The organism is Variovorax paradoxus, from assembly GCF_902712855.1.
Lineage (GTDB): Bacteria > Pseudomonadota > Gammaproteobacteria > Burkholderiales > Burkholderiaceae_C > Variovorax > Variovorax paradoxus_Q.
This window is the reverse complement of the sequence record NZ_LR743508.1, coordinates 1,568,425-1,594,881: the sequence shown is the minus strand read 5'-3', so window position 1 is coordinate 1,594,881 and position 26,457 is coordinate 1,568,425. Positions and strand designations below refer to the sequence as shown.

The 26,457-nt window shown below is 66.8% G+C and carries 26 protein-coding genes and 4 pseudogenes; 9 read left to right on the top strand and 21 right to left on the bottom strand.

Annotation, left to right across the window (positions count from 1 at the left end; all coding sequences use genetic code 11):
• Positions 1 to 14: 14 nt before the first annotated feature.
• From AACL56_RS33925 to AACL56_RS33905, 5 genes are read right to left on the bottom strand one after another with little or no spacing between them, the layout of a single operon-like run.
• Positions 15 to 785, bottom strand: a complete 771-nt coding sequence (locus AACL56_RS33925) for a class II aldolase/adducin family protein (RefSeq protein ID WP_339095089.1) — start codon at positions 783 to 785, stop codon at positions 15 to 17.
• Complete coding sequence (locus tag AACL56_RS33920; RefSeq protein WP_339095087.1) at positions 785 to 1,543, bottom strand: ABC transporter permease; 759 nt, start codon at positions 1,541 to 1,543, stop codon at positions 785 to 787. The genes AACL56_RS33925 and AACL56_RS33920 overlap by 1 nt, the downstream gene beginning before the upstream one ends.
• Positions 1,522 to 2,280 carry an ABC transporter permease gene (locus tag AACL56_RS33915; protein WP_116907349.1) on the bottom strand — a complete coding sequence of 253 codons (759 nt, stop codon included), beginning with the start codon at positions 2,278 to 2,280 and terminating at the stop codon, positions 1,522 to 1,524. The genes AACL56_RS33920 and AACL56_RS33915 overlap by 22 nt, the downstream gene beginning before the upstream one ends.
• Positions 2,277 to 3,137: an ABC transporter ATP-binding protein gene (locus AACL56_RS33910; protein WP_339095083.1), complete on the bottom strand. Its 861-nt coding sequence runs from the start codon at positions 3,135 to 3,137 to the stop codon at positions 2,277 to 2,279. The genes AACL56_RS33915 and AACL56_RS33910 overlap by 4 nt, the downstream gene beginning before the upstream one ends.
• Positions 3,138 to 3,160: 23 nt before the next feature.
• The gene (locus tag AACL56_RS33905) at positions 3,161 to 4,168 is read right to left on the bottom strand and encodes an ABC transporter substrate-binding protein (RefSeq protein ID WP_339095081.1); all 1,008 of its coding nucleotides are present in this window, start codon (positions 4,166 to 4,168) and stop codon (positions 3,161 to 3,163) included.
• A gap of 150 nt (positions 4,169 to 4,318) precedes the next feature.
• Between AACL56_RS33905 and iaaH the strand changes: the two genes are divergently transcribed.
• From iaaH to AACL56_RS33885, 4 genes and pseudogenes are all read left to right on the top strand, one after another.
• A complete protein-coding gene (iaaH, locus tag AACL56_RS33900) occupies positions 4,319 to 5,800 on the top strand; it encodes an indoleacetamide hydrolase (protein ID WP_339095080.1) in 1,482 nt (493 codons plus the stop codon).
• 71 nt (positions 5,801 to 5,871) lie between these two features.
• Positions 5,872 to 6,027 (top strand): annotated as a pseudogene (locus tag AACL56_RS34395) (JAB domain-containing protein); the annotation flags it as partial.
• 169 nt (positions 6,028 to 6,196) lie between these two features.
• Complete coding sequence (locus AACL56_RS33890) at positions 6,197 to 6,514, top strand: Shedu anti-phage system protein SduA domain-containing protein (RefSeq protein WP_339095078.1); 318 nt, start codon at positions 6,197 to 6,199, stop codon at positions 6,512 to 6,514.
• A gap of 484 nt (positions 6,515 to 6,998) precedes the next feature.
• Positions 6,999 to 7,385: pseudogene (locus AACL56_RS33885) on the top strand (JAB domain-containing protein); the annotation flags it as partial.
• Here AACL56_RS33885 and AACL56_RS33880 read toward each other — a convergent pair.
• Positions 7,306 to 8,310, bottom strand: coding sequence for an IS5 family transposase (locus AACL56_RS33880; protein WP_425337107.1), 1,005 nt, complete (start codon positions 8,308 to 8,310; stop codon positions 7,306 to 7,308). The pseudogene AACL56_RS33885 and the gene AACL56_RS33880 overlap by 80 nt on opposite strands.
• 888 nt (positions 8,311 to 9,198) lie before the next feature.
• Here AACL56_RS33880 and AACL56_RS33875 point away from each other — a divergent pair.
• The 3 genes from AACL56_RS33875 to AACL56_RS33865 are packed head-to-tail and all read left to right on the top strand — an operon-like array spanning position 9,199 to position 12,759.
• The gene (locus tag AACL56_RS33875; RefSeq protein WP_339095074.1) at positions 9,199 to 9,504 is read left to right on the top strand and encodes a hypothetical protein; all 306 of its coding nucleotides are present in this window, start codon (positions 9,199 to 9,201) and stop codon (positions 9,502 to 9,504) included.
• 37 nt (positions 9,505 to 9,541) lie between these two features.
• Positions 9,542 to 10,600 carry a glycosyltransferase family 4 protein gene (locus tag AACL56_RS33870; RefSeq protein WP_339095072.1) on the top strand — a complete coding sequence of 353 codons (1,059 nt, stop codon included), beginning with the start codon at positions 9,542 to 9,544 and terminating at the stop codon, positions 10,598 to 10,600.
• The gene (locus AACL56_RS33865; RefSeq protein ID WP_339095070.1) at positions 10,597 to 12,759 is read left to right on the top strand and encodes an amylo-alpha-1,6-glucosidase; all 2,163 of its coding nucleotides are present in this window, start codon (positions 10,597 to 10,599) and stop codon (positions 12,757 to 12,759) included. Before AACL56_RS33870 ends, AACL56_RS33865 begins: the two co-directional genes overlap by 4 nt.
• 100 nt (positions 12,760 to 12,859) lie before the next feature.
• On the opposite strand, the gene AACL56_RS33860 is transcribed toward AACL56_RS33865, so the two are convergent.
• Positions 12,860 to 13,120, bottom strand: coding sequence for a hypothetical protein (locus AACL56_RS33860; protein WP_339095068.1), 261 nt, complete (start codon positions 13,118 to 13,120; stop codon positions 12,860 to 12,862).
• Between the two features lie 355 nt (positions 13,121 to 13,475).
• Positions 13,476 to 13,799 (bottom strand): annotated as a pseudogene (locus AACL56_RS33855) (transposase); the annotation flags it as partial.
• A gap of 197 nt (positions 13,800 to 13,996) precedes the next feature.
• Here AACL56_RS33855 and AACL56_RS33850 point away from each other — a divergent pair.
• The gene (locus AACL56_RS33850; protein WP_339095066.1) at positions 13,997 to 14,689 is read left to right on the top strand and encodes a hypothetical protein; all 693 of its coding nucleotides are present in this window, start codon (positions 13,997 to 13,999) and stop codon (positions 14,687 to 14,689) included.
• Positions 14,690 to 14,975: 286 nt separating this feature from the next.
• On the opposite strand, the gene AACL56_RS33845 is transcribed toward AACL56_RS33850, so the two are convergent.
• A complete protein-coding gene (locus AACL56_RS33845; protein WP_339095064.1) occupies positions 14,976 to 15,836 on the bottom strand; it encodes a DMT family transporter in 861 nt (286 codons plus the stop codon).
• Positions 15,836 to 16,720, bottom strand: coding sequence for a MurR/RpiR family transcriptional regulator (locus AACL56_RS33840; protein ID WP_339095062.1), 885 nt, complete (start codon positions 16,718 to 16,720; stop codon positions 15,836 to 15,838). The genes AACL56_RS33845 and AACL56_RS33840 overlap by 1 nt, the downstream gene beginning before the upstream one ends.
• Positions 16,721 to 16,760: 40 nt before the next feature.
• Here AACL56_RS33840 and AACL56_RS33835 point away from each other — a divergent pair, with 40 nt between their 5' ends.
• Positions 16,761 to 17,657 (top strand): oxidoreductase, encoded by an 897-nt coding sequence (locus AACL56_RS33835; protein WP_339095060.1) that lies wholly within the window; start codon positions 16,761 to 16,763, stop codon positions 17,655 to 17,657.
• Positions 17,658 to 17,664: 7 nt separating this feature from the next.
• Here the strand turns inward: AACL56_RS33835 and AACL56_RS33830 are convergent, their stop codons facing one another.
• From AACL56_RS33830 to AACL56_RS33780, 11 genes and pseudogenes are all read right to left on the bottom strand, one after another.
• Positions 17,665 to 17,898: a hypothetical protein gene (locus AACL56_RS33830; RefSeq protein ID WP_339095058.1), complete on the bottom strand. Its 234-nt coding sequence runs from the start codon at positions 17,896 to 17,898 to the stop codon at positions 17,665 to 17,667.
• A 238-nt stretch (positions 17,899 to 18,136) separates the two neighbouring features.
• A pseudogene (locus AACL56_RS33825) lies at positions 18,137 to 18,405 on the bottom strand (S1C family serine protease); the annotation flags it as partial.
• Between the two features lie 53 nt (positions 18,406 to 18,458).
• Positions 18,459 to 18,968 (bottom strand): YbaB/EbfC family DNA-binding protein, encoded by a 510-nt coding sequence (locus AACL56_RS33820; RefSeq protein ID WP_339095056.1) that lies wholly within the window; start codon positions 18,966 to 18,968, stop codon positions 18,459 to 18,461.
• A gap of 85 nt (positions 18,969 to 19,053) precedes the next feature.
• Positions 19,054 to 19,323: a hypothetical protein gene (locus tag AACL56_RS33815; RefSeq protein WP_339095054.1), complete on the bottom strand. Its 270-nt coding sequence runs from the start codon at positions 19,321 to 19,323 to the stop codon at positions 19,054 to 19,056.
• 11 nt (positions 19,324 to 19,334) lie between these two features.
• On the bottom strand, positions 19,335 to 19,895 hold the full coding sequence (locus tag AACL56_RS33810) for a YbjN domain-containing protein (RefSeq protein ID WP_339095052.1): 561 nt from the start codon (positions 19,893 to 19,895) through the stop codon (positions 19,335 to 19,337).
• A 24-nt stretch (positions 19,896 to 19,919) separates the two neighbouring features.
• A complete protein-coding gene (locus AACL56_RS33805; RefSeq protein ID WP_339095050.1) occupies positions 19,920 to 20,837 on the bottom strand; it encodes a peptidylprolyl isomerase in 918 nt (305 codons plus the stop codon).
• Positions 20,834 to 21,619 (bottom strand): hypothetical protein, encoded by a 786-nt coding sequence (locus AACL56_RS33800; protein WP_339095047.1) that lies wholly within the window; start codon positions 21,617 to 21,619, stop codon positions 20,834 to 20,836. Before AACL56_RS33800 ends, AACL56_RS33805 begins: the two co-directional genes overlap by 4 nt.
• Before the next feature lie 13 nt (positions 21,620 to 21,632).
• The gene (locus AACL56_RS33795; protein WP_339095045.1) at positions 21,633 to 23,423 is read right to left on the bottom strand and encodes a putative porin; all 1,791 of its coding nucleotides are present in this window, start codon (positions 23,421 to 23,423) and stop codon (positions 21,633 to 21,635) included.
• A gap of 59 nt (positions 23,424 to 23,482) precedes the next feature.
• Complete coding sequence (locus AACL56_RS33790; RefSeq protein WP_339095043.1) at positions 23,483 to 24,202, bottom strand: hypothetical protein; 720 nt, start codon at positions 24,200 to 24,202, stop codon at positions 23,483 to 23,485.
• A 10-nt stretch (positions 24,203 to 24,212) separates the two neighbouring features.
• Positions 24,213 to 24,626 carry an ExbD/TolR family protein gene (locus tag AACL56_RS33785; RefSeq protein ID WP_339095041.1) on the bottom strand — a complete coding sequence of 138 codons (414 nt, stop codon included), beginning with the start codon at positions 24,624 to 24,626 and terminating at the stop codon, positions 24,213 to 24,215.
• A gap of 12 nt (positions 24,627 to 24,638) precedes the next feature.
• Complete coding sequence (locus AACL56_RS33780; protein WP_339095039.1) at positions 24,639 to 26,450, bottom strand: DUF2341 domain-containing protein; 1,812 nt, start codon at positions 26,448 to 26,450, stop codon at positions 24,639 to 24,641.
• Positions 26,451 to 26,457: the final 7 nt, after the last annotated feature.

The window sequence follows — 26,457 nt, the reverse complement described above, 5'->3', positions numbered from 1 at the left end:
GAAAGGAACGGCCGTCAGAGCCGGTAGTCGGGCTGCGTGCGCTCCAGCATGCGCAGGAACGCAGGCCATTCGCGCGTGCCGGGCGGCAGGATGTCGCCGGCGAATTCGGTGAACTGGCGCGCGGCCAGGTCGCTCACTTCGGGCTGCGGGTACACCAGCGACTGGCCCGGTGCGACCCCGCCCTGCGCAAGCAGCTGCACCTTGGCGGCCCTCTCGAAGTAGTACATGAGGATGAAGGCCTCGGGAATGGTTCGGCCCACGGTTAGGATGCCGTGGTTGCGCAGCACCAGCGTGTGGTGCGGGCCCAGGTCGCGCACCAGCCGCTCGCGCTCGCCGGTCTCCAGTGCCACGCCCTCGTAGTCGTGGAAGGCGGTATGGCCCTGGTAACGCATCGCGAACTGGCTCAGCGGCGAAAGACCGTTGGGCATGGCGGCGATCGCCGTGCCGGCCTCCGAGTGCGTGTGCAGCACGCACAGCGCGTCGGGGCGCCCCGCGTGGATCGCGCTGTGGATGACGAAGCCGGCCCGGTTGACCTCGGCGTCGGTGTCGTCCACCTTGTTGCCGTCGAGGTCGATCTTCACCAGCGACGACGCCGTCACTTCCGAGAACAGCAGCCCGTAGGGGTTGATGAGAAAGTGATGTTCCGGCCCCGGCACGCGCGCCGAGATGTGGTTGTAGATCAGGTCGTCCATGCCGAAGTGCGCCACCAGCCGGTAGCACGCGGCGAGCTCCACGCGCAGCGCGGCTTCGGTCTGCGGGTACGCCGCAGGGTTTGTCTTTTCCATCAGCGCCACCACACCAGTTTTTGATCGATCCAAACGAGCAGGCCATAGAAGACCATGCTCGCCACCGAGGCGACGAGCACCGCCGACCACACGCTCAGCAGGTCGACCTGCTGGGTCGATTCATAGATCATTCGCCCGAGCCCCGCGTAGGCGCCCAGCATCTCGCCGACGATCGCGACGATCATGCTGCGCGGTACGCCGATGCGCAGGGCCGTCACCACCGAGGGCATGGCCACCGGCAGGCGCAGGCGCCACACGATCTTCATCTGCCCCGCGCCGAAGCTGCGCATCAGGTTCACTGCGGCCTGGTCGGCCTGCTTGAGCCCGTGCAGCGCGTTCACCAGCATGGTGAAACCCACCGCCAGCGCCACCAGCGCGATCTTCGAGGCCGCGCCGAGGCCGAACCAGATGAGGAACAGCGGCGCATAGGCCACCGTGGGCACCGCGTTCACGGCCACGGCCAGCGGCATCACGATGCGCTCCAGCGGCGGCGCCAGCAGCAGCACCACGGCCAGCAGCAGCCCGAGCACGCTGCCCAGCGCATAGCCGCCGATCGCCTCGCCCAGCGTGGCCAGCAGCGCGGCCATGAGGCGGCCGGTGTCGGTGAAGGCGTGCTGCACGATGGCGCCCAGGCTGGGCAGCACGAACGGCGGGATCTTGAACAGCCAGATCGCGCCCTGCCACACCACCAGCAGCACGGCGACGCCGAGCACCACCGGAACGACCGGCGAGGCCGTCAACTTTCGCTGCGCCACCATACGAGCCTCCTTTCCACGAAGGTGAGCAGCCCGTACAGCAGCGCACCCATCAGCCCGCAGGCGAACATCACCACCCACAGGCGCACCACCAGGTCGGCGTTCATCGCCTCCATCAGCATCACGCCCAGGCCCACGGTTTCGCCGAACCACTCGCCCACCACCGAGCCGATGAGGCTCAGCCCGATGGCCACGCGCAGCCCCACCATCACCTGCGGCAGCGCCGAGGGCACGGCCAGCTTGAAGAACATCGTGAAGCGGTTGGCGCCGAAGCTCTTCATCAGCGCCATGCGCTGCGGGTCGCACGACTTCAGCCCGCGCAGCGTGTTCACCGTCACGGGGAAGAAGGTCAGGAAGAACGCCGTCATCACCTTGGCCAGCAGCGAGTTGCCGAACCAGATGACGATGAGCGCGCCGAAAGCCACCACCGGCACCGTCTGCGACACCACGAAAAGCGGGAACACCGAGCGCTCCATCCAGCGCGAATAGGTGAACACCGTGCCGCACAGGCAGCCGAACACCGCGCCCATGGCAAAGCCCAGCACCGTTTCGAGCAGCGTGCGGCCGAAGCCGCGCATCAGTTGCGGCCAGACCGACCAGGCATCCTGCGCGATGGCGCTCAGCGCCGGCAGGTAGCGCGGGGACGGCGCGAAGGCGTGCACGCACAGCTCCCACACCAGCGCCAGGCCCACGAAGGCCAGCGCGGGCGAGCGCAAGGCGCGCTGCAGCTGTGCGTTCACGAGGCAGTGCCCTCCTGCGCGAAGGTCTTCTGGCTCTCTTCCTCGATCTCGGCGAGCAGGCGCTGCTTGAGGCCGATGAACTCTGGCGTGAGCACCACCGACGGGTCGCGGGGGCGCGGCAGGTCGATCACCGTCTCGCTCTTCACCGTGCCGGGACGCGCCGTCATCACCAGCACCTTGTCGCCGAGCAGGATCGCCTCGTCGATGTCGTGCGTGATGAACAGCACCGTGCGCCGATGCCTGGCCCACAGCTCCAGCAGCCAGTGCTGCATGCGGGTGCGGGTGAGCGCGTCGAGCGCGCCGAAGGGTTCGTCGAGCAGCATCAGGTCGCGCTCGAACAGAAAGGTGCGCATCAGCGCCACGCGCTGGCGCATGCCGCCGGAGAGCTGGTGCGGGTAGTGGTTGGCGAAGCCGGCCAGGCCGAACTCGGGCAGCATGGCGCGCGCGCGTTCACGCGCCTCCTTGCGCGGCGTGCCCTCCACCTCGAGCGCGAGGATGGCGTTGTCCAGCACGGTGCGCCACGGAAACAGCAGGTCGCGCTGCGGCATGAACGACACCTTGCCCAGCAGTTGCCCGTCGCGCTGCGGTGCGCCGCCGAACAGCAGCGAGCCGTCGTCGTCGGGCGGCAGCAGCCCCGCGATCATGTTGAACAACGTCGACTTGCCGCAACCCGAGGGGCCCACGAGCGTGACGAACTCGCTCTTGGCGATGCGCAGGTTGACACCCGACACCGCTACGGTCTGGGCCTGCGCTTCGCCGAAGCGCTTCCACACGTTGACCAGTTCGAGCATGGGCGGCGCCGTTCCGGGCGCCTGGGCTCCGGCTGGCGGCATCACTTCGTGAGGCATGAATTTCATCGCGTGCGAGATGCGGATGCGGCTCAGAACTTCTTGTCGGCCGCGGGCACCTGCGTCCAGAAGGTGGCGTCGTAGGCCTTGGTCAGGTCGGCCGGGGCCTTCAGCGCCTTGTAGCCGACGAGCTGGGTCTGCATCTTCTCGACGGTGGGCAGGTCGATCGCCAGGATGCCGTCGGTGCCGCCCTTGCCAGCCTTCACCAGCTTCTCGAACTCTTCGAGCATGGCTTCCTGGTGCGCGCGGTTCAGGCTCGGCGAGGCGGCCATGACGATGTCGATAGCTTCCTCCTTGTTCTGCAGCGCGTACTTCCAGCCCTTGATGGTGGCGTTCATGAAGGCCTGCACCTGCTGCGGCTTCTCATTGCGGTATTTCTCGGACACCAGCACGGTGTCCTGCTGCACCACCACGCCGTAGTCGTCGGGCTTGATGAGCGTGAGCTTGTCGCCCAGGCCCTGCTCTTTCAGCGTGTTGAGCTCGTTGTAGTAAGTGGCGGCAGCCACGTCGAACTGCTTCTCGACGAAGGGCGCCATGGAACCCGACTGGGGAACGATGGTGAGGTCGCTCTGCTTCACGCCACCGGAGGCCAGCATCGAGTACAGCGTGTACTGCGTGCCGGTGAACCAGGTGGCCACCTTCTTGCCTGCGAAGTCCTGCACCTTGGTGATGCCGGAGTCCTTGTATGTGACATAGGTGAAAGGCGTCTTCTGCACGGTCACGCCGATGCACACCAGCGGCAAGCCCTTCTCGCGGGCGAGCAGCACGGTCTCGGTGCCGCCGGCCAGGCCGAAGGTGTCGTTGCCCGAGGCCACCAGCGTCTCGACGTTGAGGTTCGGGCCGCCGGGGTTGATGGTGAGGTCGAGACCCGCCTGGTCATAGAAGCCCTTGGCCTTGGCCACATAGAAGCCGGCGAACTGCGCCTGCGCCAGCCACTTCAGGCGCAGGGACACCTTCTCGGCGGCGGATGCGGGCAGGGCCTGCAGAAGGGCCATCGACGCGACGACAGCAGCCAGGAGACGCAAGGACTTGAAGGACATGGTGAAAGCCTCTTGAATACAAAAAACTCTTTAAGCAGTATCCATGCCATGCTCTTTTGATGTGTTTTCGTTGTCCTGACGCGCAAATTGGCCCGAAACATGCACCCAAGTGCAGCTTCTGCCCCACTTTCGAACCTGCTCGAGCCCCTCATGAACCGAATCCATGCGCTGACCGCCCTGCCCGACCCTGCCTTCGTGTGCAAGCTGCACGACCTCTCCGCTCGCGACGCCGCGCGCCAAATTGCCAGTGGCGAGCTGCGCGCAACAGACTACGCACGCGCGCTGCTCGATCGCGCCGAAACCATCGCGCCCTTCGGCGCCCTGCTCCATCTCGACCGCGAACAGTTGCTGTCGGCCGCCTCGGCGCTCGATGCCGGCCCACGGCCTGCCGCCGGCACGCTTCCTCTCCATGGCGTGCCGCTGGCGTTCAAGGACAACATCGACGTCGCCGGCATGCCCACCACCGCCGGCAGCCCGTGGATGGCAGACCACACCCCACGCATCCATGCCGGCGTGACGCAGCGCCTGCTCGATGCGGGGGCATTGGTGCTCGGCAAGACGAATTTGCACGAATGGTCGCAGGGCGTCACCGGCCACAACCATGGCTTCGGCCCGTCGCGCAATCCCTTCGATGCCGCCCATATCACCGGGGGCTCCAGCGGCGGCAACGCAGCGCTGCTCGGACTGCGCGCCGCGCCGGCGGCCATCGGCACCGACACCGGCGGCTCGGTGCGCGTGCCGGCCGCGTTGTGCGGACTGGTGGGCTTCCGGCCCACCGTGCACCGCTGGCCGGACGACGGGCTGGTGCCCATCTCGCCGACCTTCGACACGGCCGGCGTGATGGCGCGCTGCGTCGACGACTGTGTGCTGGTCGACCACGCCGTGACCGGCAGCCCCGCACGCCTGTCCGCCACGCCGCTCGCCGGCGTGCGGTTGGGCGTGCCGGCGGCTTATTTCTGGGAAGAGATCGATCCGCCCGTGGCCGAGCTGGCGCGCGATAGCGTCGAGCGGCTGCGCGCGGCTGGTGCCGTCCTGGTGTCTTGCGACCTGGCCGAAGCCGGCGCGCTGTTCCAGGAAGCATCGATGTCGATCTCACTGCACGAGATCCTCCCAGCGCTGGCGGCCTATTTCGCGCGCCACGGCCGTCGCTTCGACGCTCGTGCGCTCACCGATGCCGTGGTCAGTCCCGACGTGCGCCCGCTGTTCGAGCGCCTGTTCGGCGAGACCGCCGTCACGCCAGAGACCTATGCGCATGCAGTGCAGGTGCTACGTCCGCGCATGCAGGCAACGTACCGCGAATGCTTTACGCGGTACGGGCTCTCCGCGCTCGTCTTCCCGACAAGCCCGCTGACCGCCGCTCGCATCGGCGACGACGTGGACGTGATGTTGTGCGGGCGCCGCGTCGCCGCCTTCTCGGCCTACATCCGCAACACCGGACCGGCAGGCATGGCAGGGTTGCCGGCCGTGAGCCTGCCGATGGGACTCGCGTCGGACGGCCTACCCGCCGGGATGGAGTTGACGGGCGCGGAAGGCACCGATACGGCCCTGCTCGCATTGGCACTTGGCGTGGAGAAAACGCTGCCTCCAGCGCCAGTTGCGCCCTTCGTGCAGAAGTTGGCAGAAGGTCAATAACAGCATCGTCAACTCACTACGACCCTCCGTGCAACATGGCCTTCATGCCGCGGTGGGGTCGATGACGCTCGGTGCATGCCGTCCGCAAATCAAAACTGCAAAAACACCGCGAGCTGCGCTCCGTGATCTGCGAACCGCTCGCACGCAACGCGGCGGCACTGATCCTCGTGCATAACCATCCTTCCGGCGTGGCAGAGCCATCCCCGGCTGACGAATCTGACGCAGAGCGGAAAGCGGCACCGACGCTGGTCGACATGAGGGTGCTGGATCACCTGATCGTCGCGGGCAACGTCGACGTCATCGAGATCAAGAAGCCGATGGTCAAATCCATCATGCTGCCGGCTCTCTACCGCGACCACCATTTGCCGATGCGCGATCTGATCGGTGCCATGGGTCATGGTTACGCACTATCTGAGGCACCTGAACCGATGGGGGCCCACTGGCGAGAACTATCTGACCCAGTTGCTCGGCCCCCAACTGCCTGCGGGCTTCAGGATCCGAATCATCAACCCCTCGGGCATCGTGATCATGGGGCGCAGCAACACACTGTTCGACGCACAACGGCGCGAGTTCGAAGTGCTACGTCGCGACTCCAAGGGCGTTGTCGACATCGTGACCTACGATGACCTGTTGGCACGGCTCCAGGCGGTCGTGGATCAGCTGCGCGGCGGCCCTGCCGTCACCGCGGCATATGCGTCTTCGCCGACCGAATAGGTGGGGTCGGTCACGACGATCCCTCCCCGTCCGGCGAGACCGTGGCCTGGACCTTTGCGCGCGAAATCAGCCTCACCAAGCGCGGCGGGCTGCGGCCCGGTGACCACCAGCTTTCGCATGAAGGATAGTGGGCGGGCGTCATGGAGCAGAAGTTGCCCCGACAGGAGCCGGCGGCGGCGACTGGCGCTGGACTTCCCCAAGCTGGCGCCCGAGCGTGCGCTTGAAGAGCACGATGGCGGTCACCGACCAAACATCGTTGCGAGGTCTTGTGCGCTCCGCTCACCAGTCCGCGAGGAGGATCGGTGTCGTTGGGCTGGCTTGCTGTTCCCTTTACCGTATCACGACGTTCTCGTTGTCAAGGTCTGCGCGCCCTGCTCTGCGGCTGTGCGCTTGCGTCCTTGCGGCCGTCTTCGAACCCTGACCACTGCGCTGCGTCGTGCTGGTGCCGGTCTCGGGCAATCCCGCCCGATTCACGGAGCCGACGATGGCACACGATCTCTTCCCTTTCGATTCTTCCGTTCTCTTGGTTCGCGACGTTGCAGGTGACTACCGTCCCGCCGAAGCTGGCGAAGTGCTGCAGGCTGCGCAGACACTGCTGGCGCGACAGTTGCGCGGCCAGGAGGTCCTGTCCTCGCCGCAGGCGGTACGCGATTTCCTCCGCGTCAAACTCGGAGCGCTGGAGCATGAAGTGTTCGCGGTCCTGATGCTCGATTCACAGAATCGGCTGATCGAATACGTCGAACTGTTCCGTGGAACGGTGAGCCAGGCAACGGTCTACCCACGGGAGGTGGTCAAAGAGTCGCTGGCGCGCAACGCGGCGGCGCTGATCCTGGTGCACAACCATCCCTCAGGCGTCGCGGAGCCATCCCGGGCCGACGCGCATCTGACGCAGACGCTGAAAGCGGCACTGACGCTGGTCGACGTGAGGGTCCCTTGAACCTCACCTTCGCCAAGCCGAACTGCCGCTTGATCACCCGGAACGGATGCTCCACCTTGGCTCGCATGCTGGCCTTCTGATACTCCTGCTTGCGCGCTCTGGCCTTGGCTCGACCGTCGGGCATCTTTGCCATGTCGCTGGGCCGGCCCGCGATGTGCCACTGCACATCGCGCTTCACACGCGCCTGCGCGCCCCGGTAGCCCGAGTCCGCCCACACCGCGTCCTCTTTGCCGTGCAGCAGATCGCTCACCTGTTCCACGTCTGCCTCGTTGGCCGCCGTGGTCGTCACCGCGTGCACCAGCCCCAAGTCTGCGTCCACGCCGATGCGCGCCTTCATCCCGAAGTGCCACTGGTTGCCCTTCTTCGTCTGGTGCATCTCAGGGTCTCGTTCGCCGCTCTCGTTCTTGGTGGAACTGGGCGCCGCGATGATCGTGGCATCCACGATGCAGCCGCGCTTCAGCAGCAACCCCTTCCTGGCCAGATGGGCGTTGACCTGCTTGAAGATGTCTTCGGCCAGATCGCTGGCTTCCAGCAGGTGGCGGAAGTTCAGGATGGTCGTCTCGTCAGGGATCGCCTCCAGGCCGAGCCCGGCGAACGTGCGCAGCGAGGCGCTCTCATACAGGGCTTCTTCCATCGCCGGGTCGCTCAGCGCGAACCAGTTCTGCATCAAGTGCACACGGAGCATGGCTTCGAGCGGATACGGTCGACGCCCGCGGCCTGCCACCGGGTAGTGCGGCTCGATGACCTTGAGCAGCGCCTTCCACGGCACCATCAGTTCCATCTCGCCAAGGAAGACTTCGCGCCTCGTCTTCTTCCTCTTGCCCGCTTGCTCCGCATCCGCAAAACTGATCTGGCTCATCGCTCGTGCTCCTTCGCAGGGTTCAGTTCTTCATGCAAGAAGCGTGCTCTTGTTCAGACCTTCCCTAGTGACCCGAACGTGCCCAACGCGTTGATGTCTCACCCAGCTAAGCCGAAGACTCGAGCTCGTAACGCTGCCAGATTTTGTCCAGCAACTGCGCGTCAGCAGGCGCGACTGGAGTTCGAGCCATGGAGGCGGCCATCGCCGGATTCCTGTCTGTGAGCGCCGCTCACGTCTACGCGAGCGGGCTTGCCGGCAATGTGGTCAGCGTCACTTGGGAGCTGGGGCGGTGATGGTCAAGCTTGAACGGCGATAGTCGGCTTTCATTTGTCGTTCGAAAGCTCGGCCGCCAATGACGACACCAATCACTTTGACTGTCGGCGGCATCGCCCTCACCTTCAACAAGTGGGAATTGGCGTCGACCACGGCATGCGACCCCAGCATCAACTACAGCAACTACAGCGAGCATCCCGAAGAGGGTCCGGGCAAAGCGAGATGTGCTCTTGCCGGTCCCTCCGGCTCAATGTTGCCGCGGCTCGAGCTGCTCGGATACACGATGGCGTCAGGTGCTCGAGCATCACGCAGGTCTGAATGCGACATGTAGCACCCAACAACCGATCGCATTGGCACCACAAAAGATAGGTCAAAGCAATGCTAGGTGATTGGCGACTATAGGCAGATGATGATCTGTCGCTGCCATTCAGCACGCCCCCGAAGGAAGCAGCAATGTTCTGTCAACTCCATCTCGGACGATCTTCCTGCGAAGACGCCCATCCTTCCCCTCAGCTCGAACTGAAATGCGGGTTGCAGTCCCCTGCTGAGCGTGATTTCGACCTGCTACTACCTTCGATTTCTCCAGGGCGTTTCTGCGTTCCGTCTGACCTTCCTATGGACTTTTCAGTCACCCTCGGTCATAGCCCGTCCGAAGCCATCCAGGCCGAGGACTCGCTGCTCAACGAAGGCGGCGGTTCCGGCTTCGAACTCGACACGCCAATACCCGGCCAGGCGAATGAACCTTTGGGTACGGCAGTCCGTATGAAGGACTTGGCGATCGGATTCGATGGCCACCAGTACACGTTCGCAGGCTATCGCTATGACCTGTTCTCCGACGCCGTCGACTATGCCAACTTGATTCGATCGCGCGGGGGCGATTGCCGGGCAGCTTTGAAGCGCATGGACTTGCGATGTTCTTGATGCTCACGCTCGAACGCACGGATGCAGGAGCGACAGGATGAGGATTGCACAGGTAGCCCCGCTGTTCGAGGCCGTTCCGCCCAAGCTGTACGGCGGCACTGAGCGCGTCGTAGCGCACCTCACCGACGCTTTGGTTGACCAGGGACACGAAGTCACGCTGTTCGCCGCGGGCGAGACGCAGACCAAGGCCCGCTTGGTCGCGACACGCGCCCAGCCACTGCGGCTGGACAGCGGGCGCTTGAACTCCGACCTGGCAAGCCACCTCGCCATGATCCATGAGGTGCGGCGGCAGGTCGATGCGTTCGACGTCATTCACTTTCACGTCGACCTGATCCACTTTCCCTTCTTCGAGGGCACGCCGGAACGCACTCTCACGACGCTGCATGGCCGGCTCGACATCGATGATCTGCGCGAGGTCTATGCGCGCTGGCCTTCGTACCCGCTGGTGTCCATTTCGCGCAGTCAGCGTACCCCACTGCCGGAGGCCAACTGGTACGCCACGGTGCAGCACGGCATACTGCCCGACCAATACCGGTTCAGCCCGCAGGCACAGGGCGGCTACCTCGCCTTCCTCGGGCGGATCTCGCCGGAGAAGCGGCCCGATCGGGCAATCGAGATCGCAAAGGAGGCCGGCGTGCCCCTGAAGATCGCGGCCAAAGTGGATGCCGCTGACCGCATGTACTTCGACACCCGCATCCGACCGATGCTGGATCATCCGCTGATCGAGTTCGTCGGCGAGATCGGCGACGCTCAGAAGAGCGCCTTTCTGGGTGGCGCGCGAGCCCTGCTGTTCCCGATCGACTGGCCCGAGCCGTTCGGCCTCGTCATGATCGAGGCGATGGCATGCGGCACACCGGTCATCGCCTGGCGCTGCGGTTCTGTTCCGGAGGTTGTGCAGCACGGCATCTCCGGCCTCATCGTCGACGACATCGCCGGGGCCGTGAAGGCGGTACACGGTATCACCGGCCTGTCGCGTGCGCGCGTACGCAGGGCGTTCGACGAGCGCTTCACCGCGCAAGCGATGGCTAAGCGCTATGCCCGGCTCTACTGGCAACTAGTGCATGCCCGCCGTCTGCGCGAGAGCGAAGTGGCATGACCTCGCCTCATCCCGAGGGTGTGAAACCCGCTCGATCCACCGCGGCAGACACCTCAGTGCCGCGCACGCCCGATCACCTCTTCGTTCTTAAGGACGGCGACAGCTTTGCGGTGGCCGACACCTATGGCGACATCGCGGGCTCGGGCGATGGCTTCTTCCAGGACGATACGCGGCTGCTGTCGTCCTTTCACCTCCTGCTGGAGGGCGAACGACCGACCCTGCTGTCCAGCGACGTGAGCCGTGACAACGTGTTCTTTACCGCGCACCTCACCAATCGGCCACTGCCTCCTTTGGGAGGCGACTCATTGCCTCAAGGCGTGGTGCACATCGAGCGGCGACGCCTGCTGTGGGACGGTCTGCTGCGCGAGCGCATCACTCTGAGCAACTACAGCACGACGGCCACGCGACTGCAGGTCGAGCTGGACTATGACGCCGATTTCAGCGACACCTTCGAGGTACGCGGAGAGCGCCGCCCGCAGCGAGGGGAGTTTCTTGCGCCTCGGGTGCAGGCCGCGAGCGTCGAGCTCAGCTACCGGGGGCTGGACGGCGTCACACGGTGCACTCGGCTGGCTTTCTCGATTGAGCCCACCGCCATCGACGAGCGGCGCTGCCACTTCGATCTCATCCTGGGTGGCCGGGAGGATATCGCGCTGTACGTGGACATCGGCCCTGCTGCGTCTGCCCCCGCGCGTGCGCAGTTCCGGGCTGCGGGTGCGGCAGCCAGGCGGAGCATGCGTACCCGCCAGCGCAGCGGCGCGAGGATACGGACTTCGTCGCGGCAGTTCCAGGCCTGGCTGGACCGCTCGGGCGCCGACCTCGCGCTGCTGACCACGGCGTTGCCGACGGGTCCGTACCCCTACGCGGGCATCCCCTGGTTCTCCACCCCCTTCGGTCGTGATGCGATCATTACCGCGCTGCAGACGCTGTGGCTCAAGCCATCGCTGGCGCGTGGCGTGCTGGCGTACCTCGCCAGCCACCAGGCGCAGGAAACCTCAGCATTCCGCGATGCAGAGCCCGGCAAGATCATGCACGAGCTGCGCAAAGGGGAAATGACCGCCATGGGCGAGCTGCCCTTCGGTCGCTACTACGGCGGTGTGGACACGACGCCCCTTTTCGTAATGCTGGCCGCGGCCTATGCACGGCGCACCGCCGACCGTTCGTTCATCGTGGGTCTGTGGCCTTCTTTGGTTGCGGCGACAGCTTGGATTCAGCGCAACGCCTTCCGTCACGACGGCTTTCTGTCCTATGCGCGTGCCCAAGCGTCCGGCTTGGCCAACCAGGGCTGGAAGGATAGCCACGACGCGATCTTCCACGAAGACGGGCGCACACCCGAGGGCCCTATCGCCCTAGTCGAAGTCCAAGGCTATGCGGTCGCCGCGCTTCGAGGCATGGCGCTTCTGGCGAAGTGGCTCGGCAACGATGCCGAAGCCGCACCCTACGCGCAAGCCGCTGAAGCCTGGGCCGAACGGGTGGAATCGCGCTTCTGGCAGGAGGACATGCAGTTCTACGCACTCGCCTTGGATGGAGCTGGTGCACCCTGTCGCGTCTACGCTTCCAACGCCGGTCACCTCCTGTACACCGGGCTGCCCAGCGAGGCGCGCGGGCGCGCCGTGGCACGCCGGCTGCTGGCGTCTGGGCTCGAATCGGGCTGGGGGTTGCGTACCCTGTCATCCAAGGCCATCCGCTACAATCCCATGTCCTACCACAACGGTTCGGTCTGGCCGCATGACGTTGCCTTGTGTGCTGCCGGCATGGCTCGCTACGGCGAGCGAGACAGCACCGCGCGGCTAACAAGCGAGATGTTCGAATGCGCCAGCCAGGTTGGCATGCGCCTGCCCGAGTTGTTCTGTGGGTTTGAAAAGGCGCATGGCGAGGCACCCGTGTCTTATCCGGTGGCTTGCCTGCCGCAGGCCTGGGCCGCCGGCTCGGTGTTCATGCTCCTGCAGGGTTGCCTGGGCATCGACATCAACGCCATGCACGGCCGCATCGTGGTGGCTCAACCGGTGCTTCCCAGCGAGATCGATGAGCTCGAGCTGCGTGATTTGCGGCTGCCGCAAGGAACGGCGGACCTGCGCCTGCATCGCAGGGGCGGCACGATGCAGGCGGTGGCCTCACGACGACCAGGGGCAGACAGCCTGCAGATCGATCTTCGCCTGTAATGCACGCCGGCAGCCACGGCGCGAGCCTATTGCAGCGGCATGCAAGAAAGAAGTCATGTGCGCCCCTAGGGGGCCTGCTTTCGCAAGTTGCAGGAGGAGCTCAACGACTTTTCAGGTGTGACACGGCGAGTTCCAGGCCCAGATCGAAGGCGTCTTGCAGCCCATGGGCCCGATGCGTTGTCGGGCAATCCGTCAACCGATCAGCACGCCCCTGAATGTCGTGAAGGCGCACGTGGAACAACCACTCGTCCGTGTCGATGCTGTAACCAGCGATGACTTCAATGCGGACACCATGGTAGGTGCCCTGAATGACATGGCGCGGTCCAGTTTCAACCTGTACGAGATTCTCTATTTGTTCCATCGCCGATCCATTTACAAAAGCTTGACTTCATGCATGATGGACCTGCAAAGAAACCGACGCAACGGCACTGTCACCAGTAACTCCAGCCGATGGCCGTCCCTCGGCTACGCAACGAAGGCGCAGCTTACGCTTGCATAGCCGCAAAGGGACATGAGTAGCCCGCTCCACAGCGGTCCAGCTAAGTCTGCGACTGACTAGCCCTTCGCCAGGAGAAACGAAGCTCTCGGTCCGGGCGCTAACCGTGTCCAGCTGAGCGTGCCTCGCACGCCCGCTCAAACGACCAGACTGCCATAGTCCGCACGGTACCGCATAACGCAGGGTGATTTGCTGCTTCGCTCATTCTCAGTGCGCTAGGGAAGTGCCACTGGTTGCCCTTTTTTGTCTGGTGCATCTCCGGATCTCGCTCGCCACTTTCGTTCTTCGTCGAACTGGGCGCCGCAATGATGGTTGCGTCCACGAAGGAGCCGCGCTTGAGCATCAGCCCCTTCCTGACCAGATGGGCGTTGACCTGCTTGAAGATGTCCTCGGCCAGATCGTTGGCCTCCAGCAGATGCCGGAAGTTCAGGAGGGTCGTCTCGTAAGGGATCGGCTGCAGACCGAGCCCGGCGAACGTGCGCAGCGACACGATCTCATACTGGGCCTCTTCCATCGCGGGGTCGCTCAGAGCGAACCAGTTCTGCCGCGCCGCAAGTTCCTCTCCCGATCCTGCGCACGGCCACCCAGCTGTGGCACACGGCCCGCGCCGAAGCCGACCAGTCCCTTCGCCAGGAAAGCGAAGCGAACCGCCGCCAGCTCGAACTGGCGCAGACTTCGCTGCAGGAAGCGACCGCCGCATTGCGCCAGCGGGAGGACGCCTTCGAGAGCAACCGTAGCCAATTGGAAGCCGCGCTCGCGAGTTCTCGGCACGCGGCGACCACCCTGCGCGAGCAACTGGAAGCGGCGAGCCAGCGCGCCGCGGCCGCCGACCAGGTGACGGCCAGGCTGCGCAAGCAGCTCGACGACGCCGGCGCCCAGCGGGATCGTCTCAAGGAGGAACACGTCGCAGTCCTCGCTGCACGCGACCGCTTGGCGCATGAGGCCGAGGAACGGCACATCGCGAATGAACGCCGCCTCCTCGCGGAGGTCGACCGCTCGCGCGAGGAAACCAAGCGCACCGCGCATGCGGCTGCCCAAGCCGCGGTGCGGGAACAGACTGCGCTGGCGAAGTTCGCCGAGCATCTGACTGCCGTACGAGACCAGCTCGCCGAGGAGCAGCGCACCTCGCGCACCGAGAGCGCCGCCGCGAAGGCCGAAATCGTCGCGGCGCGTGCCGCGGCCAGCGATGCGGCAAATGCGCACGCGAGTACAGAGCAGCGGATGCGCGAGCAGACGGGCGCCCTCACCCAGGCCCGCACCGAACTTGGCCACGCCCTTGCACGGCTGCAGGACATCCAGGCGCTCCATGACCGGGAAATGAATTCACACGAAGCGACACGCCAGATGCTGCAGCGCGCGATAGATCCCTCCGGCGCGCCGATGGCCGCCGACGGCACAAGAGGTTCGCCGGCGCGCGCGCCCCGTAAACGCTGAGCCGCATGTTCTATGCATGCAACTGGCCCGCGTAGGCATCGCGAGCTATTGGCCCGGCCCTTGCACGCTTATCACCGTGTATCGCAATCCTGGCCGCAGACAGAACTCCACAGATCGCGCCCAACTGTTTATCGTGGTCAGTGCGCTCCCAGGACGAGGCGTAAGAAATCTCCGCTTTGCCTAAGGGCCCCGTACTCTGCTTGACGAAGGCCAAGCCCGGCGGCTCTCCTCTGCTGCCGACGCCCCGATTCGCAATGGGCTGATTCGTAGCCTCCTGCACGAAGCATCAAAGGCTGATCGCCGCGATCCCGGCCAGCACGATCACTCCCCCCGCAATGCGGCGTGCCAGATTGCCCTCGTGAAAAAGCCAGCACGCCAGAAAGGAGCCGATGACGATGGACGACTCGCGCAGCGGCGCGATGAGCGCAACAGGCGCGCTCACCATGGCAGTGAGAACAAGGATGTAGGCAAGCGGCGATAGCACGGCCACGATAAGGATCGGTACGGCGTCAGCTCGCAAAACGGCAGGAATCCGCCGCCGCCGCAGCAGCGCGATGGGGGTCAGGACCAGGCCTTGCAGCAGAAGCGTGCCTGCGTAATAGCTCACGGGCGCCAGGTGCCACGAGGTGATCGCATAGCTGTCCCAGAGGGTGTATCCGGCAATGGTGGCACCGGTCGCGGCCCCCCACAAGATTCCCGGTACTGCGCGGCTGCTCCCGCTTCTGAACAGATTGCCGACGACGACGAGGATGCCCGCGACGATGAGGAACGCCCCCAGCATTGCGACCGTGGTGAGCCGTTCCCCCAGCAGCAGAACCGCGAACAGCATCGTCAGCATGGGCCCCGTGCCGCGGGCGACCGAGTAGACCACTCCGAGCTCCGCGCGGTCGTAGCCAGCCTGCAGGATGAGCGAGTACGCGATGTGCAATGCCGCTGAGACCGCAGAACCCACCGCGAGCCGCCCATCAAGCACCTCCTGCCCGTCGGCCATGAGGGCGATGCCTAACGGCACGCAAATCAGCGCCGAAGCGCAGGTATAGGCCCACACGAACAGAAAAGTATCTCCACGCTTGAACTTCGAGGCGATGTTCCACAGCGCATGAGCTGTCGCCGCGGCGAGGACGAGCGCGACCGTGCCGGGATGCATCAGGAAAGATCGGGCAGGTCGATGCCAGCGCGCTCTGCGCGGCGGCTGCGCTCCGGATCGCGCAGGGCGAGCATCGCGACCAGCGCATCAATCACGACGAGTTGAGCAAGCCGGCTTCCCGCTGCCGCCATCTGCGCCGGCAGTGGAGCGCCGCCAACGACCAGCGCGATGTTCGCAAGGGTCGCCAATGGTGTGCCGTACTGATTCGTGATGGCGATGAGCGACGCGCCAGCGGAAGCAGCAGCATCGGCAATCGCGAGGGTGGTTGATGTACGGCCGGTTGAACTGACGGCGATGACAACATCGCCAGGGCCAAGGAGGCGTATCGCGATCATCGCCGACAGGTGATCCGGAATACCGACGGTCGTCACGCCGACGGCGCGCAAACGGAAAACCGCGTCGGCGGCGACTGTCGCCGACGGGCCAGCACCGTATGCGATGACCTGCCGAGCAGACCGGAGCAAGCAGACCGCTTCATCAAATGCCGGAAATTCAACGGCCCCGGCGAGCGCGGTAAGTGCGTGGGTGCCTGCGCGAATGGTTGTTTCGAGCACCGTGGCCGATGTCGCATCCGCAGCGAGCACTTCAGGAGGCGCGAAGAACTGGGTGGTGCCGCGGGCGCGAGCGATTTCGATCTTGAGTTCGGTGAAGCCGGTGAACCCGATGGCGCGGGCAGCGCGAACAACGCTCGGTGGCGAAACGCCAGCACGTGCCGCAACCTGCGCGGTCGTATTCGCGCCGACGAACAGGGGATCGGCGAGCAGAAGCGCCACGACCTTCGCTTCGCTCGCGGCCAAAGCTCCGCAGCGCGCCTGAATGCTCCCCAACCATTGCCTCAACCGATCCTCGCCCGAAGAAACTGCATTACCAACTACTTCTTTCATCCGTAATATATTACATCGCCTGAATGAGAGAGAACTCACCATGGACCCGGAATTCAGTAAAACCATCGCAGTCGTCGGGCCAGGTGCCATCGGCTCCACGATCGCGGCGATGCTGCACGAGGCCGGGCGCACGCCGATGTTGTGCGGCCGCACGTCCCGCGATCATCTGAAGTTGCACGATGGCGAGCGGCTCATCACCATTCCTGGCCCGGTTCGGACGGATCCCAGGCAGATCGGTCAATCGGTAGAAGTCGTGTTTCTGGCCGTCAAGGCGACACAGACCGAAGCGGCGGCAGCGTGGCTTGCGGCATTGAGCGGTCCCCAGACCGTCGTATGCGTTCTGCAAAACGGGGTGGAGCAGTTGGAGAAGGTCGCCTCATGTTGCCCGCGCGGGCGAATCGTCCCCGCGGTGGTATGGTTTCCCGCCCAGGCGCAGTCCGATGGCTCGGTGCGTCTGCGCGGTGATGTGCGCCTCAGCCTGCCTGACACTTCGCCTTCCCGCGTCATAGCCAAGGCGCTCAAAGACACCCGCTGTGTCGTCGACCTGGCGACGGATTTCCAATCTGTCGCATGGCGCAAGTTGCTGCAGAACGCAGTCGCCGGACTCATGGCGCTCACGCATCGCCGTTCGGGCATGTTCTCCCGGTGCGACATCTCCAGGCTCGCTCTGGCCTATCTGCACGAATGCTTGGCGGTGGCCCGTGCCGAAGGCGCTGAACTCGGCGACGAGGTACCGCAGGCCATACTCGACAAGTTTCTGGCCTCTCCCGCCGACATGGGGACATCCATCCTCACGGATCGCGAAGCCGGCAGGCCACTCGAATGGGACGTTCGCAACGGTGTCGTGTCACGCCGCGGCCGGGCTCACGACATTCCGACGCCGATCAGCGACATTTTGGTGCCGCTCCTCGCCGCTGCGAGCGATGGCCCCGGTTGATTCCCACCTACGCTTTCGCTGTCGTTACATGCCGTCGGGGGGCGGGCTCCGCACCCAGCGCCTGCAGCAGCACCCTGCGTCCTGCAAGGTACGCCTGCGATGGATTGTCGTAGGTCCACAGCGAAGTGGTGATCTCCACCACGGCGTCCGGTGTTGGACGCTCCAGGATGACCCAGACGAACCTTTCGTTGGGCGGCACCGCCTGCACACGAAGACTCAGTGGGGCGTCATCCATGGTCACGGGCCGGCCCATCCTTGTAGCGATCAACCGCCAGGCGTGCCTGCTTGCATGCGAAGCGCAGGCCTTCGCCCGTGGAGACCGCGCGGCTCCCGGTCGATCGCAACCGGGACGCGCTGGCCGTCCTGCATGTTTAGAGGCAGCGGCCTTCTTGCTCGTGGAGCACGACGTCGATCCAGATCCCGCGGTAGACGAAGGAATGGCGCATTACCCTGACGCATGCGAAAGACATCGTGAAGGCCGAGTTGCCGAAGCCGTAGGGCGAGCCGATGGCCACGACGCCGTCGCCGGGCTCCACGCTCGCCGGGTCGCCGATGCGCACGGTGGGCAGCCCGCTCGCGTCGATCCTGAGCAGCGCCACGTCGGCCACCGCGTCGAGGCCGACCAGCCTGGCCTTGCACTCACGGCGGTCGGGCAGCTTCACGTTGATCTGCGTGCCGCGAGCGACCACGTGCGCGTTGGTCAGATCAGTCCGTCGTCGCTCACGATGAAGCCCGTGCGCAGGCTGCTGCCGTCGGGCACGCCGCGCAGTCGCCGATGCGCGCGAAGCCCCGTTGCGCGCATCAGATCATGCTGAGCGTGAGCTGCAGCACCATCGGCTGGCGCATGTCGCGCGGCGGGGGCTCGGCCAGCGGCTGTGCGACAAGCAGCGTGCGCAGGTCGGTGTCGGCCTGCGCGTCGCCCAGCGAATCGAAGGCCACGCGCTCGATCCTGCCGCTGGGCGCGACCCACACGCGCACCACCACCGGCGCGGGTGGCGTGGGCTGGCCTTCCTTCAGCATGCGCGCCTGCATCCACGCGTGCAGGCGCATCACCGTCTCGCTGGCGGGATCGCTGAGCGTCGCCTGCAGCTGTCCCCCGGCCAGGTTGGCGTACCTGATCCAGTGCTGCGGCACCTGCTGCTGCGCCTGGGCCGGCGGACTCAGCAGCGCGGCGGCGCTCGCCAGCCCGAGGCCGAACCAGCCAAGTGCGACGCGCGCGCGATCCCAGAATGGAAAGGACCTGCCGGCGGGCTTCGCGGCGGCGCCCGTCTTGGGCGAAGACGACGGGGAGGACGGAAAAGAAGCGGTCATGGGGCTTTCTGGAAACAGAAGCTCGGTGGCCCGGCACGCGGCGCGGGCGGGCATCGGGCCGGGTGCACCGAAGGACGCGGACCGTTCACTCGCTCGCGTCCGCATCTGCGCCCGTGCCCAGGCCTCCGGCCTTCGCGCGCAAACTGTCTGCCAGCGCGCGCCGTGCGGCGCCGAGTTCCGCCATCGAGATGTTGAGCTCGGCCATGGTCTGCGCGAGCAGCGCGAGCAGGGCCGCGCGTTGCTTCTGGCGGACGGCCTCGGCCCGGCGCGCGCGCTGGGCCTGCCGGCCGGCAGCGAGGATCACGCGGCCGGTCGGCGAATCGTGGATGTCGCCGGCCGGCGCGCTGCGCTGCATGGCGCGCATCCTCAGGCTGCGGCGGCTTCGTTCCGGGCCGCGTTGGTGTCGTGGCTGGCCTCGCTGCCGTTCGCGGCCTCGGCGCGCGTCTGCGAGGCGGGGCCGTAGTTGCGCAGGTGCAGGAAGAACTCGCCCATCATCTGCATCCACAGCCGCACGGCGAATGCGAGGTAGGCGGGCGTGACGCCGCCGGCCACCACCACGTCCATCTCGAGCACGACGAAGTCGCCGTGCTGCGCCACGCGCGCGAAGCGCTTGGTGCGGTGCCACGAGGCGAGCACGGCCTCGGGCAGCGTGCCGCCCTGCACATGCAGCGGGCAGCTCAGCGTGAAGTCGGTGAACTGCGTGGTGGTGACGGGGTTGCCCCACAGCACCTGGAAGCCGATGCCGTGGCTGGCGCTGTGCAGGCGCACCACGCCGTCCTGCTCGATGGCGCTCACGGCGGCGCCGGCGGCCTTGATGGCATCGGACACCTGTTCGGGCGTGACGGCGTCCAGCAGCTCGGGATGGGCGGCCATCGAAGGATCGGTGGCATCGTTTGCGTCGGTGCGCGTCGAAATGTTGTCGTTCATGTTGGACCCTGTGGATTGGTTCGATCAGTTGGTTTTCTCGAGCGCCGCGTCGAGTGCGGCGGCGTCGATGCTCAGCGTGGTGGCCGGCGCGAGTTGCGCGAGGTAGGCCTGCATGAGCTGTTGCTGGCGCTGCTGGCGCAAGGCGCCTTGCAGCTGCGGCTTCATCTCCTCGAGCGTGGCGGTGCGCGCCGGGGTCACCTCGAGCAGCTTCACCACGTGGAAGCCGGCCTCGGACTGCACAGGCTCGCTGACCTGTGCGGGCTTGAGCTTCGCGATGGTGTCGCGCAGCTCGGGCAGCATGCGTGCGAGCGGCAGCGTGTCGACTTCCCCGCCGCGCTCGGCGCTGCGCTTGTCCTGCGAATTCGCGCGCGCCACTGCGGCGAAGTCGCCGCCGCGGGCCTGGCGCGCGAGCTTGCCGGCCTCTTCGCGCACCTTGGCGACGGCGGCCACGCTCTTGTCGGGCGTGGCAAGAAAGATCTGCGCCACGCGATAGGCGGCGGGCAGGTTGTAGCCGGTCTTGCCCTGTTCGTAGGCGGCCTGCACGTCGGCGTCGGACGGGAAACCCGCCGGCACCTGGCTCACCGAGTCGATGTAGCTGGTGCTCACGATGCGCGCGGTGATCTCGCGGATGGCCGCGTCGATCTTCGCCTTCACCTCGGGCCGGTCGGGCCAGCCCCTGGTGCGCGCATCGCGCAGGACGGCCTCGCTCAGCAGGCGCTGGCGCAGCCAGCCGTCGAGCGCGGTGCGGTCGGCCTTGACGGCGGCGCGCTCGTTCTCGGGCAGCGCCTGCAGCAGCTTCTCGACCTCGTCCTGGCGGACGGACACGTCGCCCAGGCGGGCGACCACGGCAGTGCCTGGTGCCGGTGCCTGCGCACTGGCGGCGCCGACCGATGTCGCCAGCAGGACGAAGGCCGCCGCCGATGTGGTGGTGATGCGCTTCATGGCTTCTGCTCTCCGGCGGCAGGCGCCGCGCCGGTTGCCGCAGCGGCAGCAGGTGCCGCTGGTGCCGCGGCCGGCGCCGGTGCGTTCACCGTGCGCACGTCGAACTTGCTCTCGTAGAGCCTGTCGCCGTACAGCTGCGCGATCTGCTCGAACTTGACGCGGCTTTGCGCTGCGAACGGCTGGCGCGACGCGAGCACGGTGCCCACGTCGACGGTCTCGTAGGCGCGCAGGATCTCCTGGCCCACGGCGTAGAGCTGCGCGTTCTTGGTCTCGCACTGCGCGATGGCGGTGCGGTGCGTCGCGGCCTCGCCCGCAAGGCGCTGCCGCTCGGCTTCCGATGCGCGTGCCATCTTCAGCAGCTCGTCGTAGGCGCCGCGGTACTGCGCGATCTGCGCGGCGGCCTTCTCGCCGGTGGCTTGCGCCTGCTGGCGCAGTTGCTGGCTGCCGGCCAGCGCCGCCTCGCGCGCCTGGCGCTCGGCCGCGAGCTGCGCCTGGCTCTGCGCCAGTTCCTTCTTCAGCGCTTCGAGTTCCGGCTTCGCCGGTGCGGCTGCACCACCCGCTGCCGGCGCCTGTGCCGCGCCGCCGGGTTGCCCCGATTTCAGCACCGCCAGTTCGTTCTGCGCCTGCTGGAGCTGCGTGGTCGTCGCACGCAGCTGCGCGCGAAGCCGCTCCTCCATGCTCTGGCCGCCGGGCTGCTGCTGCGCGTGCGCCACGCCGGCCGGGCCCGACAGCGCTGCCAAGGCGGCGAGCACCAGCGCCGGGACTGTATTTCCTCTGGACACGGCTGGCTCCCTCCTAGAAGCGCGCATTGAATTCGAGCTGCAGGGTGTCGATCGACTGCGGCGGCCCGTAGACCTCCTTGGTCGAGATCCAGCGACCGGTGAACCACATGTTCTTGTCGATCGCGTACGAGCCGCCCAGGAAGTAGCCGCGCGCGTTGGTGCCGCCGCCGTGGAAGGTCGAGTCGTTGTAGCCGTCGGGCATCGCATCGGGTTCGATGCGCTTGTAGCCCGCCAGCACGTTCCAGTCGCCGCGTGCGGCCGGTGCCGGCTTGCCGTAGGTGGCCTGCAGCATGTAGGCGTTGCCGCCACTCTTGAAGTCGGCCTGCGAGGTGCCGCCGGTGGGGCCGAAGTTGTTCACGATGGCGCCGCGGATGCCGGCACGGTTCCAGATGTCCCTGGCGTCGTAGGCCGTGTTCTTCACGAAGTTGGCATCCAGGCGCAGGTTGTTGCCTGCCACCGCGGTGTCCCAGCGCAGGTTCAGGTCGATCAGGCGGAACTTGGAAGCCAGCCCCACGTACTGCGGCTGCGGTGTGCCGGCCGGGTTGAGCGGATCGAGCGAGATGTCGCGCAGCAGCATGAGCGTGTTGCCCTTCTGCATGAAGGCGGGGCGCGACCAGTCGGTGCTGCAGCCGTCGGCGCCCGCGTACAGCGCGCAGGGCTGCGAGACCTGGCCGCTGATGTTGCGGAAGTTGTAGTACGCGAGCGCGCCGCGCACGCGGTTGTCCTCGTCGAGCTTCCAGTCGGCGCCGAACTGCGCACCGAGCAGCCACTTGTTCTCGCTCTTCGCCTTGTCCTGGCTGCGGCTGGGCGCGTTGTCCGAGGAATACTCCAGCGGGATCAGGCCCAGCGTGCCGAACAGCGTGAGGTCGCGGTTGGAGGCCAGCTTTTTCTCGAACTGCGCGGCGATGCCGTCGAAGTTCAGGTCGCTCGAGTACAGCAGGTCGGTCGACATGAACGGATTGCCGAAGCGGCCCGCCGTCACCGTCAGCCAGTCGACCGGCTTGTGCGAGATCCACATCTGGTCGAGCCACACGCTCTTCTTGCCCAGGCCGCCGCCCAGGGTCTGCGTGGTGGACACCGGGCTTTCGTCGCTGCCCGAGGCCAGGCGCACGCCGGCCTTGGTGTTCTCGGTGATGTCGGCGTACACGCCCAGCCGCGCGCGGGCGCGGAACAGGTTGCGGCGGTCCTGGCGCGTGTTGAGCAGCGAGGGCAGCGCGAGGTTGGTGTTCGGGTTGACGTCGTAGCCCGAGCCCTTGTTGAGCTCGGCCCAGTTGATCTCGATATTGCTGTTGTTGCCGGCGTAGCCGCGCGACTCGTTGCGCACGCGCACGTCGCCTTCCACGCGGATGCGCTTGCTCCACTCGGGCGTCTCGTTGGGCGCGGCCCAGCCCTCGTCCTTGGCCTGCGCCATGACCTGCGCCTTGACCTCGTCGCGGATCTGGTCGCGCACGGTCTGCGAGATGTAGGGCACGCGCACGTCGCCCGGCGCGAGGCGCACGCCGCCGGCCGTCACGGCCGACGCCGCGGTGGCCGAGGCGGCCATGCGCTGCGCCTGCTGCGCCGCCATGGCTTCGGTCTGGGCCTGCGCCAGCAGCGCCTCGCCCACGTCCTTGGCGAGCGTGCCGCTCTGGATCAGGCCGCGGATCAGCTTGACCATCGCGGTCTCGGCGGGCGCCGGTGCGTTTTGGGCCGCGACCGGCGCGGCCGCCAGGACGAACACGGAGGCCACGGCCGCCGCGAGCGCGCACTGGCGCAGGATCGGCATCGCGCGCCGGCTCGGAATTCGTTGTTGAAGTTGGTTCATCGCTTCGTTCACAGGATTGATTGGGACAGTGGGGGCTGCGGCGCGCGGGCGTACCGCGCTCATGGCCTGCGCCCCCTCATGGACACGCGCATCGGGAATCGCGCCGACGCGGGCGGCTTCTCGTCGATGCGGTCGAGCCCGCGCACCAGCGCCAGCACGGCCTCGTCGATGTCGCTCGTGCCGGTGCCGCGCACCAGCTGCGCGCGCACGGTCTTGCCGTCGGCGCCGAGCCACAGGTCGATCTGGATGTCGTCGAACACGAGCTGGCGGGTGCGCGAATCGCGCGACAGCGCCTGCTGCAACAAGGTGGCCACGTAGCGGCCGTAGGAGCCGCTGCCCAGGCCGCCGCCGGCACCGGTGCCGCTCATGCCGCCGCCGCTGCCGGCCTGGATGCCGAACGCGTCGTTGCCGGCCTGCGCGGCGCTGTCCATGGTCACCGGGTCGCCCAGGTCCTTCGACGGGCTGGGCGGGGTGTCGTCCTTGGGCGGCTCCAGCGGCTCGACCGGCTTGGGTTCCGGCTCGGTCACGGGCTTGATCTTTTCCGGCTCGGGCTCGGGCAGTTTCTCGGGTTCGGGCGGAGGCGGCGGCGGGGGCGGCAGCATCAGCATCGGCGCATCGGCCACCACGCGTTTCGTGCTCGCGGTGTCCGACAGCAGGTGCCACACCAGCGCCACCAGCGCGGCGGCCATCGCCAGGCCGATGAACCACCCGCCCCAGCGGCGCCACAGTCCGTCGGGACGGCGCGCGGCGGCGGGAGAACTCGCGTCGCGAGGTTTCACTCTGCGTTCCTCACTTCTGCTTGCCGGTCACGAGGCCGATCTGGTTCAGCTCGATGCGGCGCAGCAGGTCGAGCACGTCGATCACCTTCGCGTACTGCACGCTGGAGTCGCCGCGCACGATCACGGGAAAGTCGGGCGACAGCGCCTTCTCGGTGCGCAGGCGCTCCTCGAGCTCGGGCAGCGTGACCGGGTACGCATCGAGGAACACGTTGCCCGCGTTGTCGATGGTGATGGCCTTGGTCTTCGGCTTCTCCAGCGCCACCGAGGCGCTGGCCTTTGGCAGGTCGACCTTGATGCCCGGGATGCTGGCGTTGCTGGTGAGGATGAAGATCACCAGCACCACCAGCAGCACGTCGACGAAGGGCGTGATGTTGATGCCGCCCGCGCGCTTGCGGGTGCCGAACTTGGCTGCGGTATTTGCCATGCTGCCTGGTCCTCAGGCGCGCTTGGCGACGACCTGCGGCATCGAGCGGCCTTCGCCCTGCTCTTCTGCCAGGCGCGTGACGAACTCGTCGACGAACACGGCCATGTCGGCGCCGATGGCATCCGAGCGCGAGGCGAGCCAGTTGTAGCCAAAGAGCGCCGGGATCGCGACGCCGAGGCCGGCGGCGGTACACAGCAGCGCGGCGGCCATGCCGGGCGCCACCGAGTTGATGTCCACCGCGCCGGCCATGGCCGCCACCACGAACACCAGCATGATCCCGATCACGGTGCCGAACAGGCCCACGTAGGGCGCGCCTTCGATGGTGGTCGACAGCCAGTTCATGCGCTTGGACATGCGCTCGGTCTCGCGCACCATCACGCCGTCCATCGCGGCGCGGATGGCGCCGATGGTGGCGGCCGACACCGCGCTCAGGTCGTAGCCGCGGTCGTGGCGGCGGCGCATCTCGTCGATGGCCACTTCGTACAGGCGCCACAGCGACGAGTCGGCGCGCACGTCCTGTGGCACCGTGTTGTTGACCGCCAGGCGGTCCAGCGGCGCGCCGGCGGCTTCGCGGAAGTGCTCGATGAAGGCGGCGTTGGCGCGCGAGGTGGCGCCGTAGCTGCGGCCCTTGCCGATCATGATGGCCCATGACAGCGACATCATCAGGCCCAGCAGCCCCACGACGACCCAGGCGTCCAGCGGCATCGCGGCCAGGATGAAGCCGAAGTGGCTCTTGCCGGCCTGCTGCTCGTCGGCGCCGAACACGGTCAGGCGCGACTCGGCGCCCTGCGAGACGGCGTCGGCCAGCAGCAACGCGTCGGCACGCGCCACCTTCGACAGGCGCACTTCGTCGATTGCGCCGGTGAAGGGCGAGAACGCGGCGGCCTGCGTGCCCTGGGCATTCGCGGCGGCGGCGGCCGTGGCCGGCGCATCGGCGCCGAGCGCCGCGGCGGTGTTCATCGCGGGCAGCTTGGCGGCCAGCGACACCGCAGGGCGTCCACCGACGAACAGCGCGACGCTGTCGCCCTCGGCCTTCACCGCGATGTGCGACCACTGGCCGGCCTGGATCGGCTGGCCCGGCGTGCTGCGCTGGCCGTTGACCTGCACGAAAGGCACGCCCTGGTCGATGCCGACCACCAGCTCGCCGGCGCCGTCGCGGCGTGCATAGATGGCCTGGCGCGCACCGAGCTGGTCGGGCTTGACCCATGCGGAAAAGGTGAGCGAACCGCCCGCCTGCACCGCCAGCGACGGCGTGGCGGGCAGCATCAACGCACCGTTGCCGAGCTGCGCGCCCTTGCCGATGACCGTGCCTTCGACGGGCACCGCAGGCGTCTGGCCGTTGTTGCCGTAGGCCGTGGTGTCGCGCGGCGGCACCGCGCCTTCGGCGAAGTGGTAGACCAGCGTGTAGTCGGGGTCGAAGCTGCGCTGGCCGTTGCCCGAGGCCGGGGCCTTGGGGTTGCCGTAGTACATCCACAGCTTCTGCGGCGTGCCGGCCGACACGTTGGGCACGTCCACCCAGATGAGCGCCATGCCCAGCAGCGGATCGAACTGCTCGATCTGGTGGTTGAGCACGGTCTTGTCGTCGGCCGCGACGAAGCGAAGGTCGGCGCCCGTTTCGCTGACGCCCTCGAACTTGAAGTTGCCGGTGTGCAGGCGCACCAGCACCGGCACGCGGCCGGCATCGCTGCCGATGGCGCCGGCCTGCGGACCGCCGTCGATGGTGACGGGCTTGCGGTAGGACCACTCGGCCTGCCACCAGGCGTGGGCCAGGCCCGGCAGGAGCGTGCTCAGCAGCGTGAGCACGATGAAAAGGATGCGTCGCATGACAGTT

Excerpts from the sequence above, each read along its gene's own strand:
- AACL56_RS33905 (WP_339095081.1), bottom strand. The coding sequence starts at position 4,168 with ATGTCCTTCAAGTCCTTGCGTCTCCTGGCTGCTGTCGTCGCGTCGATG.
- AACL56_RS33810 (WP_339095052.1), bottom strand. The coding sequence starts at position 19,895 with ATGAACGACAACATTTCGACGCGCACCGACGCAAACGATGCCACCGAT.
- AACL56_RS33780 (WP_339095039.1), bottom strand. The coding sequence starts at position 26,450 with ATGCGACGCATCCTTTTCATCGTGCTCACGCTGCTGAGCACGCTCCTG.
- AACL56_RS33925 (WP_339095089.1), bottom strand. The coding sequence starts at position 785 with ATGGAAAAGACAAACCCTGCGGCGTACCCGCAGACCGAAGCCGCGCTG.
- AACL56_RS33835 (WP_339095060.1), top strand. The coding sequence starts at position 16,761 with ATGGACCCGGAATTCAGTAAAACCATCGCAGTCGTCGGGCCAGGTGCC.
- iaaH (WP_339095080.1), top strand. The coding sequence starts at position 4,319 with ATGAACCGAATCCATGCGCTGACCGCCCTGCCCGACCCTGCCTTCGTG.
- AACL56_RS33785 (WP_339095041.1), bottom strand. The coding sequence starts at position 24,626 with ATGGCAAATACCGCAGCCAAGTTCGGCACCCGCAAGCGCGCGGGCGGC.
- AACL56_RS33910 (WP_339095083.1), bottom strand. The coding sequence starts at position 3,137 with ATGAAATTCATGCCTCACGAAGTGATGCCGCCAGCCGGAGCCCAGGCG.
- AACL56_RS33920 (WP_339095087.1), bottom strand. The coding sequence starts at position 1,543 with ATGGTGGCGCAGCGAAAGTTGACGGCCTCGCCGGTCGTTCCGGTGGTG.
- AACL56_RS33820 (WP_339095056.1), bottom strand. The coding sequence starts at position 18,968 with ATGACCGCTTCTTTTCCGTCCTCCCCGTCGTCTTCGCCCAAGACGGGC.
- AACL56_RS33890 (WP_339095078.1), top strand. The coding sequence starts at position 6,197 with ATGGTTACGCACTATCTGAGGCACCTGAACCGATGGGGGCCCACTGGC.
- AACL56_RS33845 (WP_339095064.1), bottom strand. The coding sequence starts at position 15,836 with ATGCATCCCGGCACGGTCGCGCTCGTCCTCGCCGCGGCGACAGCTCAT.
- AACL56_RS33815 (WP_339095054.1), bottom strand. The coding sequence starts at position 19,323 with ATGCAGCGCAGCGCGCCGGCCGGCGACATCCACGATTCGCCGACCGGC.
- AACL56_RS33870 (WP_339095072.1), top strand. The coding sequence starts at position 9,542 with ATGAGGATTGCACAGGTAGCCCCGCTGTTCGAGGCCGTTCCGCCCAAG.
- AACL56_RS33875 (WP_339095074.1), top strand. The coding sequence starts at position 9,199 with ATGGACTTTTCAGTCACCCTCGGTCATAGCCCGTCCGAAGCCATCCAG.
- AACL56_RS33880 (WP_425337107.1), bottom strand. The coding sequence starts at position 8,310 with ATGAGCCAGATCAGTTTTGCGGATGCGGAGCAAGCGGGCAAGAGGAAG.
- AACL56_RS33840 (WP_339095062.1), bottom strand. The coding sequence starts at position 16,720 with ATGAAAGAAGTAGTTGGTAATGCAGTTTCTTCGGGCGAGGATCGGTTG.
- AACL56_RS33860 (WP_339095068.1), bottom strand. The coding sequence starts at position 13,120 with ATGGAACAAATAGAGAATCTCGTACAGGTTGAAACTGGACCGCGCCAT.
- AACL56_RS33795 (WP_339095045.1), bottom strand. The coding sequence starts at position 23,423 with ATGAACCAACTTCAACAACGAATTCCGAGCCGGCGCGCGATGCCGATC.
- AACL56_RS33805 (WP_339095050.1), bottom strand. The coding sequence starts at position 20,837 with ATGAAGCGCATCACCACCACATCGGCGGCGGCCTTCGTCCTGCTGGCG.
- AACL56_RS33865 (WP_339095070.1), top strand. The coding sequence starts at position 10,597 with ATGACCTCGCCTCATCCCGAGGGTGTGAAACCCGCTCGATCCACCGCG.